Annotated in this window: 15 protein-coding genes; 7 read left to right on the top strand and 8 right to left on the bottom strand. The window is 59.1% G+C overall.

Going from position 1 to position 16913, the window contains the following annotated elements; all coding sequences use genetic code 11:
* The first annotated feature begins 84 nt into the window (after nucleotides 1-84).
* Nucleotides 85-1281, top strand: coding sequence for an N-acetylmuramoyl-L-alanine amidase (locus ACMXYH_RS00700; protein WP_415765999.1), 1197 nt, complete (start codon nucleotides 85-87; stop codon nucleotides 1279-1281).
* On the opposite strand, the gene ACMXYH_RS00695 is transcribed toward ACMXYH_RS00700, so the two are convergent.
* Nucleotides 1278-1655 (bottom strand): glutamine synthetase, encoded by a 378-nt coding sequence (locus ACMXYH_RS00695; RefSeq protein ID WP_415765998.1) that lies wholly within the window; start codon nucleotides 1653-1655, stop codon nucleotides 1278-1280. The two genes, ACMXYH_RS00700 and ACMXYH_RS00695, sit on opposite strands and share 4 nt — an antisense overlap.
* 143 nt (nucleotides 1656-1798) lie before the next feature.
* Between ACMXYH_RS00695 and zigA the strand changes: the two genes are divergently transcribed.
* Nucleotides 1799-3007, top strand: coding sequence for a zinc metallochaperone GTPase ZigA (zigA, locus tag ACMXYH_RS00690; protein ID WP_415765997.1), 1209 nt, complete (start codon nucleotides 1799-1801; stop codon nucleotides 3005-3007).
* Nucleotides 3007-3657, top strand: coding sequence for a DUF1826 domain-containing protein (locus ACMXYH_RS00685; RefSeq protein WP_415765996.1), 651 nt, complete (start codon nucleotides 3007-3009; stop codon nucleotides 3655-3657). The genes zigA and ACMXYH_RS00685 overlap by 1 nt, the downstream gene beginning before the upstream one ends.
* Before the next feature lie 4 nt (nucleotides 3658-3661).
* Here ACMXYH_RS00685 and ACMXYH_RS00680 read toward each other — a convergent pair whose 3' ends face one another.
* Nucleotides 3662-4018 carry an NADH:ubiquinone oxidoreductase gene (locus tag ACMXYH_RS00680; protein WP_415765994.1) on the bottom strand — a complete coding sequence of 119 codons (357 nt, stop codon included), beginning with the start codon at nucleotides 4016-4018 and terminating at the stop codon, nucleotides 3662-3664.
* Nucleotides 4019-4044: 26 nt separating this feature from the next.
* On the opposite strand from ACMXYH_RS00680, the gene ACMXYH_RS00675 reads away from it, so the two are divergent.
* Complete coding sequence (locus tag ACMXYH_RS00675) at nucleotides 4045-5016, top strand: CobW family GTP-binding protein (RefSeq protein ID WP_415765993.1); 972 nt, start codon at nucleotides 4045-4047, stop codon at nucleotides 5014-5016.
* A gap of 1 nt (nucleotide 5017) precedes the next feature.
* On the opposite strand, the gene ACMXYH_RS00670 is transcribed toward ACMXYH_RS00675, so the two are convergent.
* Nucleotides 5018-5431, bottom strand: coding sequence for a DUF3301 domain-containing protein (locus ACMXYH_RS00670; RefSeq protein WP_134421028.1), 414 nt, complete (start codon nucleotides 5429-5431; stop codon nucleotides 5018-5020).
* Nucleotides 5432-5551: 120 nt separating this feature from the next.
* Here ACMXYH_RS00670 and pdxY point away from each other — a divergent pair, with 120 nt between their 5' ends.
* Nucleotides 5552-6424 carry a pyridoxal kinase PdxY gene (gene pdxY / locus ACMXYH_RS00665; RefSeq protein ID WP_347803311.1) on the top strand — a complete coding sequence of 291 codons (873 nt, stop codon included), beginning with the start codon at nucleotides 5552-5554 and terminating at the stop codon, nucleotides 6422-6424.
* A gap of 92 nt (nucleotides 6425-6516) precedes the next feature.
* Here the strand turns inward: pdxY and ACMXYH_RS00660 are convergent, their stop codons facing one another.
* Nucleotides 6517-6999 (bottom strand): acyl-CoA thioesterase, encoded by a 483-nt coding sequence (locus ACMXYH_RS00660; RefSeq protein ID WP_074872148.1) that lies wholly within the window; start codon nucleotides 6997-6999, stop codon nucleotides 6517-6519.
* Between the two features lie 288 nt (nucleotides 7000-7287).
* On the opposite strand from ACMXYH_RS00660, the gene ACMXYH_RS00655 reads away from it, so the two are divergent.
* Nucleotides 7288-9042, top strand: coding sequence for a cation:proton antiporter (locus ACMXYH_RS00655; protein WP_415765992.1), 1755 nt, complete (start codon nucleotides 7288-7290; stop codon nucleotides 9040-9042).
* Nucleotides 9043-9217: 175 nt separating this feature from the next.
* Here ACMXYH_RS00655 and ACMXYH_RS00650 read toward each other — a convergent pair whose 3' ends face one another.
* From ACMXYH_RS00650 to uvrD, 4 genes are all read right to left on the bottom strand, one after another.
* Complete coding sequence (locus ACMXYH_RS00650; RefSeq protein WP_008156656.1) at nucleotides 9218-9625, bottom strand: SMI1/KNR4 family protein; 408 nt, start codon at nucleotides 9623-9625, stop codon at nucleotides 9218-9220.
* A gap of 270 nt (nucleotides 9626-9895) precedes the next feature.
* Nucleotides 9896-10765, bottom strand: a complete 870-nt coding sequence (locus tag ACMXYH_RS00645; RefSeq protein WP_415765991.1) for a Tim44 domain-containing protein — start codon at nucleotides 10763-10765, stop codon at nucleotides 9896-9898.
* Between the two features lie 178 nt (nucleotides 10766-10943).
* Entirely contained in the window at nucleotides 10944-11384 is a 441-nt protein-coding gene (locus tag ACMXYH_RS00640) for an EamA family transporter (protein WP_007934436.1), read from the bottom strand.
* A gap of 162 nt (nucleotides 11385-11546) precedes the next feature.
* Nucleotides 11547-13730 carry a DNA helicase II gene (uvrD, locus tag ACMXYH_RS00635; RefSeq protein ID WP_056738578.1) on the bottom strand — a complete coding sequence of 728 codons (2184 nt, stop codon included), beginning with the start codon at nucleotides 13728-13730 and terminating at the stop codon, nucleotides 11547-11549.
* A 257-nt stretch (nucleotides 13731-13987) separates the two neighbouring features.
* On the opposite strand from uvrD, the gene ACMXYH_RS00630 reads away from it, so the two are divergent.
* Nucleotides 13988-16861 (top strand): EAL domain-containing protein, encoded by a 2874-nt coding sequence (locus ACMXYH_RS00630; RefSeq protein ID WP_415765990.1) that lies wholly within the window; start codon nucleotides 13988-13990, stop codon nucleotides 16859-16861.
* Nucleotides 16862-16913: the final 52 nt, after the last annotated feature.

Here is a 16913-nt window from a genome sequence, read left to right as displayed (position 1 = left end):
GCAGGTCCATCGTGGGAGTCGATTCTGTATGTTATGTTATTACATTAAAATCAACCATGCCTTTTTCATGAACAGGCTTTCATCATGCACAGACGTCACTTGTTGAACCTGATCCTGGCCAGCGCGGCCTTTGCTTTACCCTTTGGCGTTTCGGCCACGCAGATTCGCAATGCGCGGCTCTGGCGTTCGGATGACAAGCTGCGTTTGGTGTTCGATCTGAGTGGGCCGGTGCAATACAAGACGTTTTCCCTGAGCGCTCCCGAACGGCTGATCATCGATCTGAGAGGCGCCAACCTCAGTGGCGACTTTAGTCAGTTGGCGCTCAGCAACACTGTGATTCGCTCGATACGCTCCGGGCCCTTCGGCCGGGGCGATACGCGAATCGTCCTCGACCTCAGCGGCCCGGTGCAGCTCGCCAGTTTTTTGTTGCCGCCACAGGACGGTCAGGGCCATCGACTGGTACTCGATCTGAAGACGGCTGCGCCGTTACAAATGGCGGCCGCGCCCGAGGCGGCCATCGACAAGGCACACCCCAAGCGCGACATCATCGTCGTGGTCGACCCAGGCCACGGCGGCAAAGACCCGGGAGCGGTTGGCGCCAAAGGTGAGCGTGAGAAAGACGTGGTGCTGTCCATCGCCCAGCTATTGGCCAAACGGCTGAAACGCGAGAAGGGCTTCGACGTGAAACTGGTGCGCAACGACGACTTCTTCGTCCCGTTGCGCAAGCGTGTGGAGATCGCTCGCAAGCACAACGCCGACATGTTCATCTCGGTGCATGCCGATGCCGCACCGCGTCTCACCGCGTCAGGCGCTTCGGTCTACTGCCTGTCCGAGGGTGGAGCAACCTCGGCGACGGCGCGCTTCATGGCGCAACGTGAGAACGGCGCAGACCTGCTGGGCGCTACCAGCCTGCTCAACCTCAAGGATAAGGACCCGATGCTCGCCGGGGTGATTCTCGACATGTCGATGAACGCGACCATCGCCGCCAGTTTGCAGTTGGGCAGCACGGTGCTCGGCAGTCTGGCGGGCATCACCACATTGCATCAGAAGCGCGTGGAACAAGCGGGATTTGCTGTGTTGAAATCGCCGGACGTGCCGTCGATCCTGGTGGAAACCGGCTTCATCTCGAACGCACGCGACAGCCAGCGACTGGTGACTGCGCGGCATCAACAGGCCGTAGCCGATGGCTTGTTCGAAGGATTACAGCGCTACTTCCAGAAAAATCCGCCGGTAAACAGTTACATCGCTTGGCAGCAAGAGCAGAAGAAATCCCAGGCCTAACATCCTGTAATTCGGCTACAGGTGAACTTGCCACTGCTGCCACCGGAACTGGAAAACCGATTGATCGTGGTCCAGCCGACGCGACGGTTGTAGCCGACCCAGGCCTCGCCATCGGAAGCAAGCCCGGTGAAGAACGTGAGTTGTCCGTAGCGACTGTTGGTCTGCGCCCAATGGCGTTTTCCGGCCGCTTCGAAACCCCGCAGATAGATCGTGCTTCCGACGGTGTTGACGCTATAGGCGTTGCCGTCGCCATCCACGCAGGCCAGCAGATTGGCGCTTCGGGTGCATTTGGCCAGGCTCGGGATTTGCGCCCAGGCGTCGACAGCGACCAGCAGCGAAAAGCTCATCAGCGTTATTTTCAGGGCGACACGCATAGGATTTCTCACGGACCGAACGGGCTCGAGCATCGCGCTCTTTGTCATCGTGGGCAAGAGGAGAGTGGCTTGATTGTGTTGTTATACTATAACATCAGGTTAAGCCCGACACTGCGACCGGGCATCTCTGTGAGGAATACCTGATGCCCAATCGTCTCCCCGTAACCGTCCTGTCGGGCTTTCTCGGCGCTGGCAAAAGTACGCTGCTCAACTACGTGCTGCGCAATCGCGACAACCTGCGCGTCGCCGTGATCGTCAATGATATGAGCGAAATCAACATCGATGGCGGTGAAGTTCAGCGCGATGTCAGCCTGAATCGCGCGGAAGAAAAACTGGTGGAGATGAGCAATGGCTGCATCTGCTGCACCTTGCGCGAAGACTTGTTGGAAGAGGTGAGCAAACTCGCCAAGGAGGGTCGCTTTGATTATTTATTGATCGAATCCACCGGCATTTCCGAGCCGCTGCCCGTGGCGGAAACCTTCACCTTCCGCGATGAAGAAGGGCAGAGCCTGGCCGACATCGCCCGGCTCGACACCATGGTCACCGTGGTCGATGGCATGAACTTCCTGCTCGACTATCAGGCCGCCGAAAGCCTCGCATCCCGTGGTGAAACGTTGGGCGAGGAAGACGAACGCTCGATCACCGACCTGTTGATCGAGCAGATCGAATTCGCCGACGTGATTCTGATCAGCAAGATCGACTTGATCAGCAGCAGCGAGCGCCAGGAGCTGATCGCGATCCTTGAGCGGCTTAACGCCCAAGCGGAAATCATCCCGATGGTCATGGGCGAAATTCCCTTGGAGAAGATCCTGAATACCGGTCGTTTCGACTTCGAAAAGGCCGCACAGGCGCCGGGCTGGTTACAGGAATTGCGTGGCGAACACGTGCCCGAAACCGAGGAATACGGCATCGCCTCGACAGCTTACCGAGCACGCCGACCGTTTCATCCACAGCGCTTTTTCAGCTTCATCGACCGCCCGTGGGTGAATGGCAAACTGCTGCGCTCCAAGGGCTTCTTCTGGCTGGCCAGCAAGCACATGGACGCTGGTAGCTGGTCTCAGGCCGGCGGATTGATGCGCCATGGTTTCGCCGGACGCTGGTGGCGTTTCGTGCCGAAAACCCAGTGGCCGCAGGACGAAGAAAGCACCGCCGGGATCATGGAAAACTGGACCGCAACCACTGGCGATTGCCGCCAGGAACTGGTGTTCATCGGCCAGAACATCGACTTCGCGCAACTCACCAACGAACTCGACAATTGCCTGCTGACCGACGATGAAATGGCGTTAGGCGTCGAGGGCTGGCGACTACTGCCAGATCCATTTGGCCCATGGCATGAAGAGGCGGCAGCCTGATGTTGGCACCCAGTCTGAAACTGCGGCCGATCATTTATCAGGTTCAAGGTGAGACGCCGCAAGCGCTGACCCGAATACTGGATGACGGCATAAACCTCGCCGTTTGGCAGCGCCAACTGCCGGCGCACATCGCCGATTTCGGGAGTTTGTTGCTGTCCCTGAACGAGCCGTTGGCCGAGTCGCTGGTCCTGGAACTGCCCAGCAATGACACCGAACCCAATCTGCACGGATTAGCCTCAGGTTTCAGCGATCTCGAAGGTTACGAAGGTTTCATCGCCGACGTCTCTTGGCTGGTCAGTGCTTTCGCCTGTTTGCTGGGCGCCAGGCGTGTCGGGCTGCGCTTGCGGGCCCTGGACAAGGCCATGTGCCCGCGTTTCCACGTCGATCACGTGCCGGTACGGCTGATCACCACGTATTGCGGGATCGGCAGTCAGTGGCTGAAGGAAGGGGCGATGGATCGCCGGCAATTGGGAAAACCCGAAGCCGAGCCCAAGGTCGACTTGATGATCCAGCAAATCTCCAGCGGCCACGTGGCGCTGCTCAAGGGTGAGAAATGGCACGGCAACGAAGGCTTCGGCCTGATCCACCGCTCACCGCAACCGGAGCCCGGTGAGCGTCGCTTGATTCTGACTCTCGACTGGCTGGGCTGATGTTTCAGGGTTTAAGCCAGGTTCCTTGGCTTTTGCTTTCGCAGAACGGCTGTAAAAACGCCGCATCGGTAGCTTTACCGTAATAGTGAATATCCAGCCGGTAAGGCATATTGGAGACGTTGGCATTGCTGCACACACCGAACGCCCCGGCAGGGCATTGGTCGACGTATTGCACGTCGACCGTCTGTCCAGGTAGGTTGGGCTGACAGAAACCTTCGGCGAACAGTTTTTCCGGCATGTTGCGGTTCTGCTCGCAGACTTTTACGTTGACTCGCTCTGACTTGCTTTGAACCACGCAAGCCTGGGCCAGCGCTTCGCCTGACATGAGCATCAGGACCAACGACAATCCCATCAACCGCATCCTTACCTCCTCAGAAACTTTCGACCATGTTGCAGAACATTCCCACTCACGTCATTGCTGGCCCTTTGGGTGCCGGCAAGACCAGTCTGATCAAGCACCTGCTGGCGCAGCGGCCGGCAAATGAGCGTTGGGCGGTGCTGATCAACGAGTTCGGCCAGATCGGCCTCGACGCTGCGTTGCTGAGCCGGGACGCCGATGGTATCGCACTGGGTGAAGTGGCCGGGGGCTGTTTGTGTTGCGTAAATGGTGCGCCGTTTCAGATCGGCCTCGGGCGTTTGCTGCGCAAGGCGCGGCCGGATCGGCTGTTTATCGAACCCTCCGGGCTTGGACATCCGGCGCAATTGCTCAGGCAATTGAGTGAGGCGCCGTGGCAAGGCGTGTTGGCTGTTCAACCCTGCGTCCTGGTGCTGGATGCCCAGGCACTTGCTGCCGGCAAACCGCTGCCGGTGGCGCAACAGGAAGCGCTCAAGAGCGCTGGGTTGTTGCTGATGAATAAAGCCGAAAATATCGACGACGCTGATCGCCAGCGAATCGCCGCACAGTTGCCGGCGCGTCCGTTGTACTGGACGCAGCAAGCCGCATTGCCATTGAGTGAGTTACCAGGGCTTGGGGTTCAGGCTGTAGCGGGTGTGGATAACTTCGTTGCGCCCAAAGGATTGGCACAGCTGCCAGCCATCTGGACCGATCCTGCGCTGCCAATTTGCTTGAGCCAGGAACAGGAGGGCGGCTGGAGTGTTGGGTGGCGGTGGCATCCAAGTCAGACTTTCGACGCGACGCTCGTTGGCCGTTGGCTTGAAAGCCTTGCCTGGCGGCGGGCGAAGCTGGTTATCCACAGCGCCGATGGTTGGGTTTCGGCGAATGCGCTGGAAAACCCGGTGCTGGACTGGCAGCCCAGCGAATGGCGGCGTGATTCGCGCATCGAGCTGATTTTCAGTGAGCCGCAGGATGTTGATTCATTGCAAAGAGATCTAGCCGGCTGCCGGTCGAGTCCGACTTGAATCAAGGACGCCATTTAGTGTGTTCTTGCCGCCACTGGCTCATCTCGATCACCTCAGCGCGCGGTTTCACTACATCGGTCACCGCAGGCGTGTCGTCGAACGGCATCGGGTAGGGCGCCAGCTCAATCTGCGCACTGTGGGCGCCGAACTGGGTGATGGTGCCGTTGTGACGGCTTTCACCGGTCACGGTGAATTCGAAGTTATACACACGGGCGAGGCGCCGTCGGCCATTGGCGTCTTTAATGAACGCAATCTTCTTCAAGGCCACGTTGCCGTCCAGCAGCTCGATTCCGAGCTTTGTGCAATGCAGCTTGACCCGCTCCAGCGCGCGCTCGCGCAAGCCATGGTTGTGCCATAACCACGCGCCACCGGTGGCAAGCAGCATCAGGACGAAGATATTTCCAAGGGTCAGCATCAACACGTTGCTCCAACAAGATAGTGTCAGCTTAACTGCGTCACCGGTCTGTCGTACAGGCTGCGTTTAGTCGCATACTGCGCGGCTTGAATTTCAATCGTTTGACGGAAAACCCACCGCATGAAACGTACGCCCCATCTGCTCGCCATCCAGTCCCACGTGGTGTTCGGCCACGCTGGCAACAGCGCCGCGGTTTTCCCGATGCAGCGGGTCGGGGTGAATGTCTGGCCACTCAATACGGTGCAGTTCTCCAACCACACCCAGTACGGCCAATGGGCCGGTGAAGTGCTGGCGCCGCATCAGATTCCCGACCTGGTCGAAGGCATCGCGGCGATTGGCGAACTGGGCAACTGCGACGCCGTGCTGTCTGGCTATCTCGGCAGTGCTGCCCAGGGGCGGGCGATCCTGACGGGGGTGGCGCGGATCAAGTCGATGAATCCCAAGGCACTGTATCTGTGTGACCCGGTGATGGGCCATCCGGAGAAGGGTTGCAGCGTGCCCGCGGAAGTCAGCGATTTTCTGCTGGAGGAGGCGGCTGCCGTGGCGGACTTCATGTGCCCGAACCAGCTGGAGCTGGACAGCTTTTCGGGGCGCAAGCCGCAATCGTTGTTCGATTGCCTGGCCATGGCGCGAGCGTTGCTGGCGCGTGGTCCGAAGGCTGTGCTGGTCAAGCATCTGGACTATCCCGGTAAACCGGGGGATGTTTTCGAGATGTTGCTGGTGACGGCCGAAGACAGCTGGCATTTGCGCCGTCCGCTGCTGGCGTTCCCGCGTCAGCCGGTGGGCGTCGGCGACCTGACCTCCGGACTGTTTCTGGCTCGCGTACTGTTGGGCGATAGCCTGGTGGCGGCTTTCGAATTCGCCGCGTCGGCGGTGCATGAAGTGCTGCTGGAAACCCAGGCTTGCTCCAACTATGAGCTGGAGCTGGTACGGGCTCAGGACCGGATTGCCCATCCCCGGGTGCGGTTCGAGGCGACGGCGATCAGTTTGTAATCGGGGTCACAGCGAAAAGATCGCAACCTGCGGCAGCTCCTACACGGGAACGCGTACCCCGTAGGAGCTGCCGCAGGCTGCGATCTTTTGATTTAGGCGTCGCCCTTGATGTCCTGATAGCGCTTTTCCAGCTCCTGACGAATCTGCCGACGTTGCTGGGCCTGCATGAAGCGGCGTTTGTCTTCGCTGTTCTGCGGTTGCAGTGGCGGGACAGCAGCCGGTTTGCGGTCGTCATCCACTGCGACCATGGTGAAGAAGCAGCTGTTGGTGTGGCGCACCGAGCGCTCGCGGATGTTTTCGGTCACCACCTTGATGCCCACCTCCATGGAGGTGTTGCCGGTGTAGTTCACCGAGGCCAGAAAGGTCACCAGTTCGCCGACATGAATCGGCTCGCGGAAAATCACCTGGTCCACCGACAGGGTCACCACGTAGCGGCCGGCATAACGGCTGGCACAGGCGTAGGCCACTTCGTCGAGGTATTTGAGCAAGGTACCGCCGTGGACATTGCCAGAGAAGTTGGCCATGTCGGGGGTCATCAATACCGTCATCGACAGTTGTGCGTTTCCGGGTTCCATAGCGTTCTCACGGTTCAAGGCAGAATTTCGGGAGGGCGGCACCTCTGCGGGGGCCTCGTCAGCTTTTTCAAACCAACAGTTATCGGGACGCCGGGCGGGTGGCTGCCGTCACGCCCGGATCGATCTGTTTCCATATATTGCACCGCCTTTCTGCCGGAAGTCGCGGTGTTACCCTTCAAAAGCCCTTCTCAAGGGTAATTCCCACGCGGAAAGAGGACTTTTTACCTTGTTCGAACAGACCTTTCCCACATCTGTTGATTGAGCAATGTCACCCAAGGAGCCCACGCCATGCACGCCATCAGCTTCATTCAAGATCTGGCAGTGATCATGTTGATCGCGGGTGTGGTGACCGTGCTGTTTCATCGCTTCAAACAACCTGTGGTACTCGGCTACATCGTCGCCGGCTTCATCATCGGCCCGCACACCCCGCCGTTCAGCCTGATTCACGATGAAGAAACCATCAAGACCCTCGCCGAACTCGGGGTGATTTTCCTGATGTTCTGCCTGGGCCTGGAGTTCAGCCTGCGCAAGCTGTTCAAGGTCGGCGCCACAGCGTTCATTGCGGCGTTCCTGGAAATCATGCTGATGATCTGGATCGGCTACGAGATCGGTCGCTGGTTTGATTGGAACACCATGGACTCGCTGTTCCTCGGCGCGATCCTGGCGATTTCCTCGACCACGATCATCGTTAAGGCGCTCAACGATCTGAAGATGAAGAACGAGCGCTTCGCGCAGCTGATTTTCGGCGTGCTGATCGTTGAAGACATCCTTGGCATCGGCATCATCGCCTTGCTGTCGAGCATCGCGGTCAGCGGCACGGTCAGTTCCGGCGAAGTGTTTTCCACGGTCGGCAAGCTCTCGCTGTTCATGATTGTCGCACTGGTCATCGGCATCCTGTTGGTGCCGCGATTGCTGGCTTACGTGGCGAAGTTCGAAAGCAATGAAATGCTGCTGATCACGGTGTTAGGCCTGTGTTTCGGCTTCTGTTTGCTGGTGGTCAAACTTGAGTACAGCATGGTGCTCGGTGCCTTCCTGATTGGCGCGATCATGGCTGAATCCCGGCAATTGCTGAAAATCGAGCGCTTGATCGAACCGGTTCGCGACCTGTTCAGTGCGATCTTCTTTGTCGCCATCGGGCTGATGCTCGATCCGATGATCCTGCTGCAATATGCATGGCCGATTACGGTGATCACCGTGGCCGTGGTGCTGGGCAAAATGTTCTCTTGCGGCCTTGGCGCCTTTATCGCTGGTAATGATGGACGCACCTCACTTCGAGTCGGGATGGGGCTTTCGCAGATTGGCGAATTTTCTTTCATCATCGCGGCGCTGGGCATGACGTTGCAGGTCACCAGCAACTTCCTTTACCCGGTCGCTGTAGCCGTCTCGGTGATCACCACGTTGCTGACGCCCTACCTGATCCGCGCGGCTGATCCGCTGTCGGTCAAGCTTGCCGCGGTGATGCCTAAGCGACTGGGCAGGGTATTGGGGATGTACGGCGAATGGCTGCGCAGCATCCAGCCTCAGGGCGAGGGCGCGCTGTTGGCGTCGATGATTCGGCGGATTCTGTTACAGGTGGGAGTCAATTTGGCGCTGGTGATTGCGATCTTCTTCTCGGGTGCTTTTTTCGCTGAGCGCATGTCCGCTTACCTGCAAGACTGGATCAGCGACCCGAGCTGGCAGAAAGCGTTGATTTGGGGCGGGGCGTTGCTGTTGTCGCTACCGTTCCTGATCGCCGCCTATCGCAAGCTCAAGGCGCTCTCGATGCTGTTAGCGGAGATGGGTGTGAAGCCGGAGATGGCCGGCCGCCACACGCAGCGAGTGCGTCGGGTGATCGCCGAAGTGATCCCGCTCCTCTCGCTGCTGGTGATTTTTCTGCTGCTGGCAGCCTTGTCGGCCAGTATTCTGCCGACCAACAAGTTGCTGGTGCTGATCGTCGTCGTCGCGGCCGCTATAGCGGCGCTGCTCTGGCGCTGGTTCATCCGCGTGCACACGCGGATGCAGGTGGCGTTGCTCGAAACACTGGACAACCACAAGGACTCCTAAAGCCACTGAGACCTCTGTAGCAGCTGCCGAAGGCTGCGTTCGACTCGGGCCGCGTTCGGACGCAGCAGTCGTAAACCCGGATGACTCGGTTTTCCTGAAACACCTCGTTGCCTGATATTGCGGCCGCTTCGCAGCCGAACGCAGGCTGCGCCAGCTGCTACAAAGTTGAGGCGTCTCAGCTTTCCAGCCAGACGTCCCGCGCCCAGTGCCACACCGATTCCCAGGTTTCTTCGGCGATCAGCTCTTCTTCGGCCAACCACAGCACCACGGTGCCGTCTTCTTCGACCAGGTAGTAGTTGTCACCGTCCTGGCAGATCGGAATCATGCTGCGATCAACACCCGCATCCCAGGCGTTGGCGGCAACGTCCGGCAGGTAGGTGTGGGATTGCGGGTCGGTAACGGTTACCGGCTCCAGGCTGCCGTAGACGACGTCGCTGACGGTCAGCAAAAATTCTCTGAAGACAAATGGAATGTCGATGAACAGCTGTTCTTCGATTTCCACCAATTGATCTTCGTCGGGCAACTCCAAGGGGACCGGTACCGGTTCGTTGGCTTCACGCAGCTGTTCGATGATTTCTTCCACGTCCGGGATCCTCTTGCTTGATGGCGCGGTTTAGTTGGGGCGGTTTATACAGTAGCTCGCTATAGATGCAACCGCGAAATAGAAAACCCCAGCCAAGGCTGGGGTTTTCATTACAGCATGCTAGGTTCTGTCTGGAACGTGCCTGCGCGTCGATCATACTGCGTTAAAAACAGGCTCGGATGCTCATTGACTAAAGTCAACTCCGCGTCCTCGCCTGTTTTTGCCTTGTCTGATCTTAGCTCGGCACCTTCCAGACAGAACCGGGAGGTATCAGCCGTTCTGGCGGATACCGGCGACCAGCCAAGGCTGGTTCTCGCCCTGCGGACGTTCCATGTTCCAGCTTTCGCTGAACACTTCGCCCTGGTCGAAACGAGAGGTCTTCGACACACCGGTGAAGGTCAGGGTGGCGATGGTCTTGTCGGCACGGTCATCCACGCCATCCAGTTGAACATTGAGGTTATCAATGTAGGTGGACTGGAAACCGTCGCCCAGATCGGCACGTTCGCGCTTGAGGAACTCCAGCAGTTGCGGGGTCACGAACTCGGCGATCTTGTCCATTTCGTTGGCGTCCCAGTGTTGCTGCAGGGACTGGAAGTGGTTGCGGGCTGCTTCAATGAAGTTCTTTTCATTGAACCAGGCCGGAGCGTTGATCACCGGACGAGCGGCAACCGGTGCTGCCGAACCGCCGAAGATCGAACCGCCAGCAGGCTTCTGTTCGAACACTTCACGCTGCATCGGTGCGCCAGCTGGAGCCATGTGCTCCTGCTGCTTGCGACGACGAGCGGCGATGAAACGGAAGATCAGAAAGGCGATGACCGCCATGATCAGGATGTCGAAGATCTGCATGCCCTGGAAGCCGCCGCCCATGAACATGGAGGCCAACAGACCACCGGCAGCGATACCGGCCAGAGGGCCGAGCCAGCGCGAAGCACCACCGGCCTTGGCAGCGGCGCCCGCGGCACCGGCCGCGCCCGCAGTGGCAGCAGCGCCGCCTGCAGCAGAAGAAGGAGCCATTTGGCTGGTCTGGTGAGTCGGCGCAGCGCCGGAGCTCTTACCGCCACCAAAGCGCTTGGCGTTGGCGTCGAGGCTCATCGTCAGGCCGATGCACAACGCCATGGCGATGCTAAGAAAACGTTTCATAAAGGGAATTCCCATTTGTGGATGGCACGCGCGCCATGTTGCACAGCTGAAGTGTTACTGGCTAGCGGCAGAGTGTTTCGGGCTTTTGCCTGACAGGTTGCGTTCAGCTTCAGTCAGCGCAATAAGGCCTGTTAACTTTGGTCCGTAGGATAGGTGGATAAGTTCTGTAGGAAGGGGCCTAGCGGCGCAGCGCCAGCATGACCACACCGGCTGTAATCAGGCCGATTCCACCCCATTGGCGCAGGTCGAGTTTTTCGCCCAGCAGGATCACGCCGAGCACTGCCACCAGTACCACGCTGAGCTTGTCCACCGGAGCGACCAGTGAGGCCGGCCCCAGTTTCAGTGCGCGGAAGTAGCAGATCCACGAGGCACCGGTGGCCAGTCCCGACAGCAGCAGGAACAGGTAGCTCCTGGCAGAGATCGATCCTAATGACTGATATTGGCCCGTGGCGTACAAAATCAAGGCCAGGCTGACCAAAACCACCACGGTACGCAGTAGGGTGGCGAAGTCGGAGTTGACGTTTTCGATACCGATTTTCGCGAAAATGGCGGTCATGGCGGCAAAGGCTGCCGACATCAGGGCCCAGAATGTCCAGGAAGAAAAGAAGCCTGAGCCCATGTTGTCGCGCCTTATAAGATCAACCTGCTGAGGTCCGGATCGACACAAAACCCTGTGGGAGCGAGCTTGCTCGCGATGAACGATAGCGCGGTGTTTCAGACGCACCGCAGCGATCCCAATCGCGAGCAAGCTCGCTCCCACAGAAAAGCTAATCAGATAGCCCTAAATCGCTTCCAGCTTTGCGTAACCCAGCATCAGCCACTTGCTGCCTTCGCTGAAGTTCACCTGCACCCGGGCCTGAGCCCCGGCGCCTTCGAAGTTCAGGATCACGCCGTCGCCAAACACCGAATGCCGTACGGCCTGGCCGAGGCTGAACCCGGTGTCCGGGATCTCGCTACCGCCAAACAGACTGCTGGAGCTCTGCTGCTGGCCACCGCCGAACGGGCGGCTGACACTGTTGGACAGCCGCACTTCCTGTATCAGGCCTTTCGGTACTTCACGTACGAAACGCGACACCTTGTTGTAGGTCTCGCTGCCGTATAGGCGTCGAGTTTCAGCATAGGTCATCACCAGGTTCTGCATCGCCCGAGTGATACCGACGTAGGCCAAACGGCGCTCCTCTTCAAGACGACCCGGTTCTTCGAGGCTCATCTTGTGCGGGAACAGACCTTCTTCCATGCCCACCAGGAACACATAAGGGAATTCCAGACCCTTGGCGCTGTGCAAAGTCATCAACTGAATGCTGTCTTCGTGCTCGTCGGCCTGAGTATCCCCGGCCTCCAGCGACGCGTGACCGAGGAATGCCGCCAATGGCGTCAGGTCTTCATCTTCTTCAGCGTTTTCGAAGTTACGCGCGGCGCTGACCAGTTCCTCAAGGTTTTCTACCCGGGCCTGGCCTTTCTCACCTTTTTCCGCTTCGTGATAGGCGATCAGCCCGGACTGCTCGATGACGGTCTGGGTCATCAGATGCAGTGGCATTTCCATGCACTTGGCGGCGAGGTTCTCGATCAGCTCAATAAATGCGCCCAGCGCGCCGGCGGCGCGACCGGTCAGGCCTTTATTAGCCACCAGCAGACGCATGGCTTCCCACATCGACACATCGCTGTGACGAGCATGGTCGCGGATCGCTTCGACGGTTTTCTCACCGATACCTCGGGCCGGAACGTTGATCACCCGCTCCAGCGCTGCATCGTTGCCGCGGCCTTCGAGCAAGCGCAGGTAGGCCATGGCGTTTTTGATTTCTGCCCGTTCGAAGAAGCGCTGACCGCCATAGATGCGGTACGGAATGCGCTCCCGCAACAAGGCTTCTTCCAGAACGCGCGATTGGGCGTTTGAGCGGTACAAAATCGCGATATCGCTGCGGGCCAGGCCGGTTTTCAACGCGCTTTCGATGGTTTCCACCACGTAGCGTGCTTCATCGTGTTCGTTGAACGCGGCGTACAGGTTGATCGCTTCGCCTTCGCCGCCGTCGGTCCACAGCTCTTTGCCCATGCGTCCCGTGTTGTTGGCGATCAGGGCGTTGGCTGCCTTGAGGATGCCGGCGGTGGAGCGGTAGTTCTGCTCCAGACGAATGGTCTCGGCATCCGGAAAGTCGTCGGAATACTGATAAATGTTTTCGATTTTCGCGCCGCGCCAGCCGTAGATCGACTGATCGTCGTCGCCGACCACCATCAGGCTGTCGCCGCCCTTGGCCAGCAGTCGCAACCAGGCGTACTGCACGGCGTTGGTGTCTTGGAACTCGTCCACCAAAATGTGCCGGAAGCGCTTCTGATAGTGCGCCAGCAGGCCCGGATGATCGCGCCACAGATCGAGGGCGCGCAGCAGCAATTCGGAGAAGTCGATCACGCCAGCGCGCAGGCACGCAGCCTCATAGGCTTCATAAATGCTGCGCATGGTCGCCAGGAACAGATCGCCGCTGGCTTGAATGTGTTGCGGACGCAGACCTTCGTCTTTTTGCCCGTTGATGAACCATTGGGCCTGACGGGCCGGCCAGCGTTGCTCGTCCAGGCCCAGCTCGCGGATCACCCGCTTGACCAGTCGTTGCTGGTCGTCGCTGTCGAGAATCTGGAAAGTCTGGCTCAGGCCGGCTTCCTGCCAATGCGCCCGCAACAAACGGTGCGCCAGGCCGTGGAAGGTGCCGACCCACATGCCGGCCGGGTTGATACCCATCAACTGCTCGATGCGATGGCGCATCTCGGCAGCGGCCTTATTGGTGAAGGTCACCGACAGGATGGAGTGGGGCGAGGCGTTTTCGACCTGGATCAACCAGGCGATACGGTGCACCAGCACTCGGGTTTTACCGGAGCCAGCACCGGCCAGGACCAACTGACGACCCACGCGGGCAGCTACGGCCTGGCGTTGGGCATCGTTGAGGGAGTTCAGCAGAAGGGAGAGATCATCGCGCATCGGGGCATTCTAGGGTGCGCCGTCACACCGGGCAAACCGAGCTTTGCATTAGCCGATGAAAGAAGCATGGATGACGACCGGTCGGTCACTGGCTGCAGGCGTTGGCGGGGCTCGCTCCGAGGCTTTTCAGCGGGTATGGGGGCTGCAGTTTTTGTCGATTTTATGATCTGGAGCAGTTTGGTCCGGGCATTTGCTTGTGTATGCTCCGTCGACGTTTCGGGCTCATGCTCACCATTATAAGAACAAGAACATTGCCTATGACCCTCAGCACCGACCTGTCGGGCCCCGTTGTGGAACCTCGGGTTATTCGCAAACAGTACGCCATGGAAATGGCGGTCGAACGCACGCGTCTGCTTTATCAGGGCTCGTTGCTGCCCACGTTATTCATGTTGATCAACGGTCTGGTCTGCGCTGGCTTGCTTTGGAGTCCGCAGCGTTACTTCCTGGTCAGCGTCTGGCTGGTGTGGCTGTTGTCGCTGGTGGCGTTGCGGGTGATTCAAGTCGCGGCCTTCGATTCGGCGATACCCAACCGTCAGGCCCATCCGATCTGGCGCCGCATGTTTTTGCTGGGTTCGGCCATGACCGGCCTGACCCTGGCTGGCGCCGGCATTGCCCTGGTACCCGCCGATAACTTCATTCAACAAGCCTGGGTGTTCGGCCTGATCGGCGCTGCAGCCCTTTCGGCCAGTGTTGCCTACGCGGTCAGTCTGCCGGGGTTCCTGTCCTTTACCTTGCCCTGTCTGTTGCCGGCCATCGGCTATCTGTTCTGGGGCGGCGATGAACAAGATCAGGGTTGGGGCTGGTTCGGTCTGATTTTATTGGGCGCGTTGAGTGTGGTCGCCTGGCAGGTCAATCGGCTCATCGATAGCGGACTGTTGCGGCGCTTTCAGAATCAGGCACTGATCGAACACTTGCAGCAGGCTCAAAGCTGTAGCGACCAGCTCAATCAAAAGCTGGCCAAGGAAATCGACCAGCGCCGACGTGCCGAAGACGAGCTGCGGCAAATTCAGATCGAGCTGGAAAGCCGAGTTGCCCAGCGCAGCCTGGAGCTGGACGCTGCCAATCAGGCCCTGAGCAAGAGTGAAGCGCGTCTGGCGCTGGCGTTGAAGGCCAGTGAGCTCGGCTTGTGGGACTGGAACCTGCAAACCGACGAAGTCCATCACACCCACGTTCAGGAGCTGTTCGGCCTGGAGCCGGAATTCGTGACGGCGATGCTCCGCCACCTCAAGCCGCGCCTGCACCCCGATGACTTGCCATCACTCAAGCGCGCGCTGGTCGAGCATTTGAAGGGCCGCAGCGAGGATTACCAAATCGAGTACCGCGTGCGCCACGGCGATGGCCATTGGGTCTGGATCGAGGACCGAGGACGAGCCGTTGAGCGCGGCGAAAATGGCCGAGTGATCCGCATGGTCGGCACCCGTCGCGACATCAGCGTCAGCAAAGGTCTGGAAGAACAGCGGCAATTGGCCGCGACGGTGTTCGAGGCCGCCAGCGAAGGCATTGTGATTTTCGATCCGAATTACGCGCTGATCGCGGTCAATCAGGCCTTCAGTCGAGTCACCGGCTACGACATTGAAGACATGATCGGACGCAACGTGGTCGAGTTGCCATGCAGCCGCGATGCCCGCCGGCACTACGCGGCGATTCATCAGGCGCTGGAGCAGCACGGCAGTTGGCAGGGTGAGCTGGTAGAAACCCGCAAGAATGGCGAGTTGTATCCGCAATGGTTGCAACTGAACGCTGTGCGCGATTCTCGGGGAAATGTGAGCCATATTGTAGGCTTCTTCGCCGATCTATCGGCTCGGCGTGAATCTGAAGAGCGCATGCGTTACCTGACGCATTACGACGAATTGACGGGCCTGGCTAACCGTTCTCTGTTCCGCGAACGGCTAAGCGAGGCCCATCAGCGGGTTCGTCAGGGCGCCTATCGCAGTCTGGCGTTGCTGCACATCAATCTGGATCGTTTCAAGCTGCTCAATGACAGCCTTGGCCATGAAATCGCCGACCAGCTCTTGCAGAAGATGGCCCGGCGGCTGGTCAATGCGTTGCCTGAAGCAGACACCATCGCTCGCTTATCCGGCGATGAGTTTGCCGTGTTGTTCAATGCCTACGGCAACCTGTCGAGCCTGGCGCGGGTGGCGACCCGACTGTCGACCAAGCTGCGCTTGCCGATCACTGTCGAGGGCCATGAACTGGTGGTTAGCGCATCCATGGGCATCAGTATGTTGCCGGACAATGCGCGAGAAATTTCCGCGCTGGTCCATCAGTCAAATATGGCCATGCAGCACGCCAAGCACTTGGGCGGAAATAACTTCCAGTTCTACACCGATAGCCTGCAAGCCAGCACGCTGGAGCGCTTGCAGCTGGAAAATCAGCTGCGAAAAGCCATCGAAGAGAAGCAGTTGATGGTGTTTTATCAGCCGAAGCTGTGCCTCGCCACGGGTCGGTTGAATGCCGCCGAGGCGCTGGTGCGCTGGGATCACCCGACCATGGGCCGTGTGCCGCCGGGGGACTTTATCGGCTTGGCCGAGGAAACCGGGTTGATCGGCCCGATCGGCGAGTTCGTGTTGCGTCAGGCCTGCTGGCAAGCCTGTGAGTGGCAGCGTCAGGGGCTTGAACCAATACGGGTGTCGGTCAATCTGTCGGTGCATCAATTGCGTCAGGGCAAACTGGTCAGCCTGGTGCGTCAGGTGCTGGAAGAAACCGGTCTGGCGCCGCACTACCTGGAGCTGGAACTTACCGAGAGCCAGTTGCTGGACAGCGTCGAGCACATCATCGCGACCTTCCAGCAATTGCGTGATTTGGGGGTTAAGTTGGCGATTGATGACTTCGGCACCGGGTATTCGTCCCTGAGCTACCTCAAGCGCATCCCGGTGGATTACGTGAAGATCGATCAGGCATTTATCCGCGGTCTGGGGGAGGGCAGCGAGGATGCGGCGATCACCCGGGCGATTATTGCCATGGCGCACGGCTTGTCGCTCAAAGTGGTGGCTGAGGGTGTGGAGCGGGCAGAGCAGTTGGAGTTTTTGAAAGCCGAGCACTGCGATGAAGTGCAGGGTTATTTGATTAGCCGCCCGGTCGAGGCCGATGGCCTGGCGGCGCTGTTGCGTGCGGACGCGAAACCCTTGTAGGGGCTACATGGAGCGCATGTGGCGTGAAATGGGGACATCGAGTTACGCATTG

Source organism: Pseudomonas frigoris (assembly GCF_047758635.1).
In the GTDB taxonomy this organism is placed as follows: Bacteria; Pseudomonadota; Gammaproteobacteria; order Pseudomonadales; family Pseudomonadaceae; genus Aquipseudomonas; species Aquipseudomonas frigoris.
This window is presented reverse-complemented; position numbering and strand designations above follow the sequence as displayed.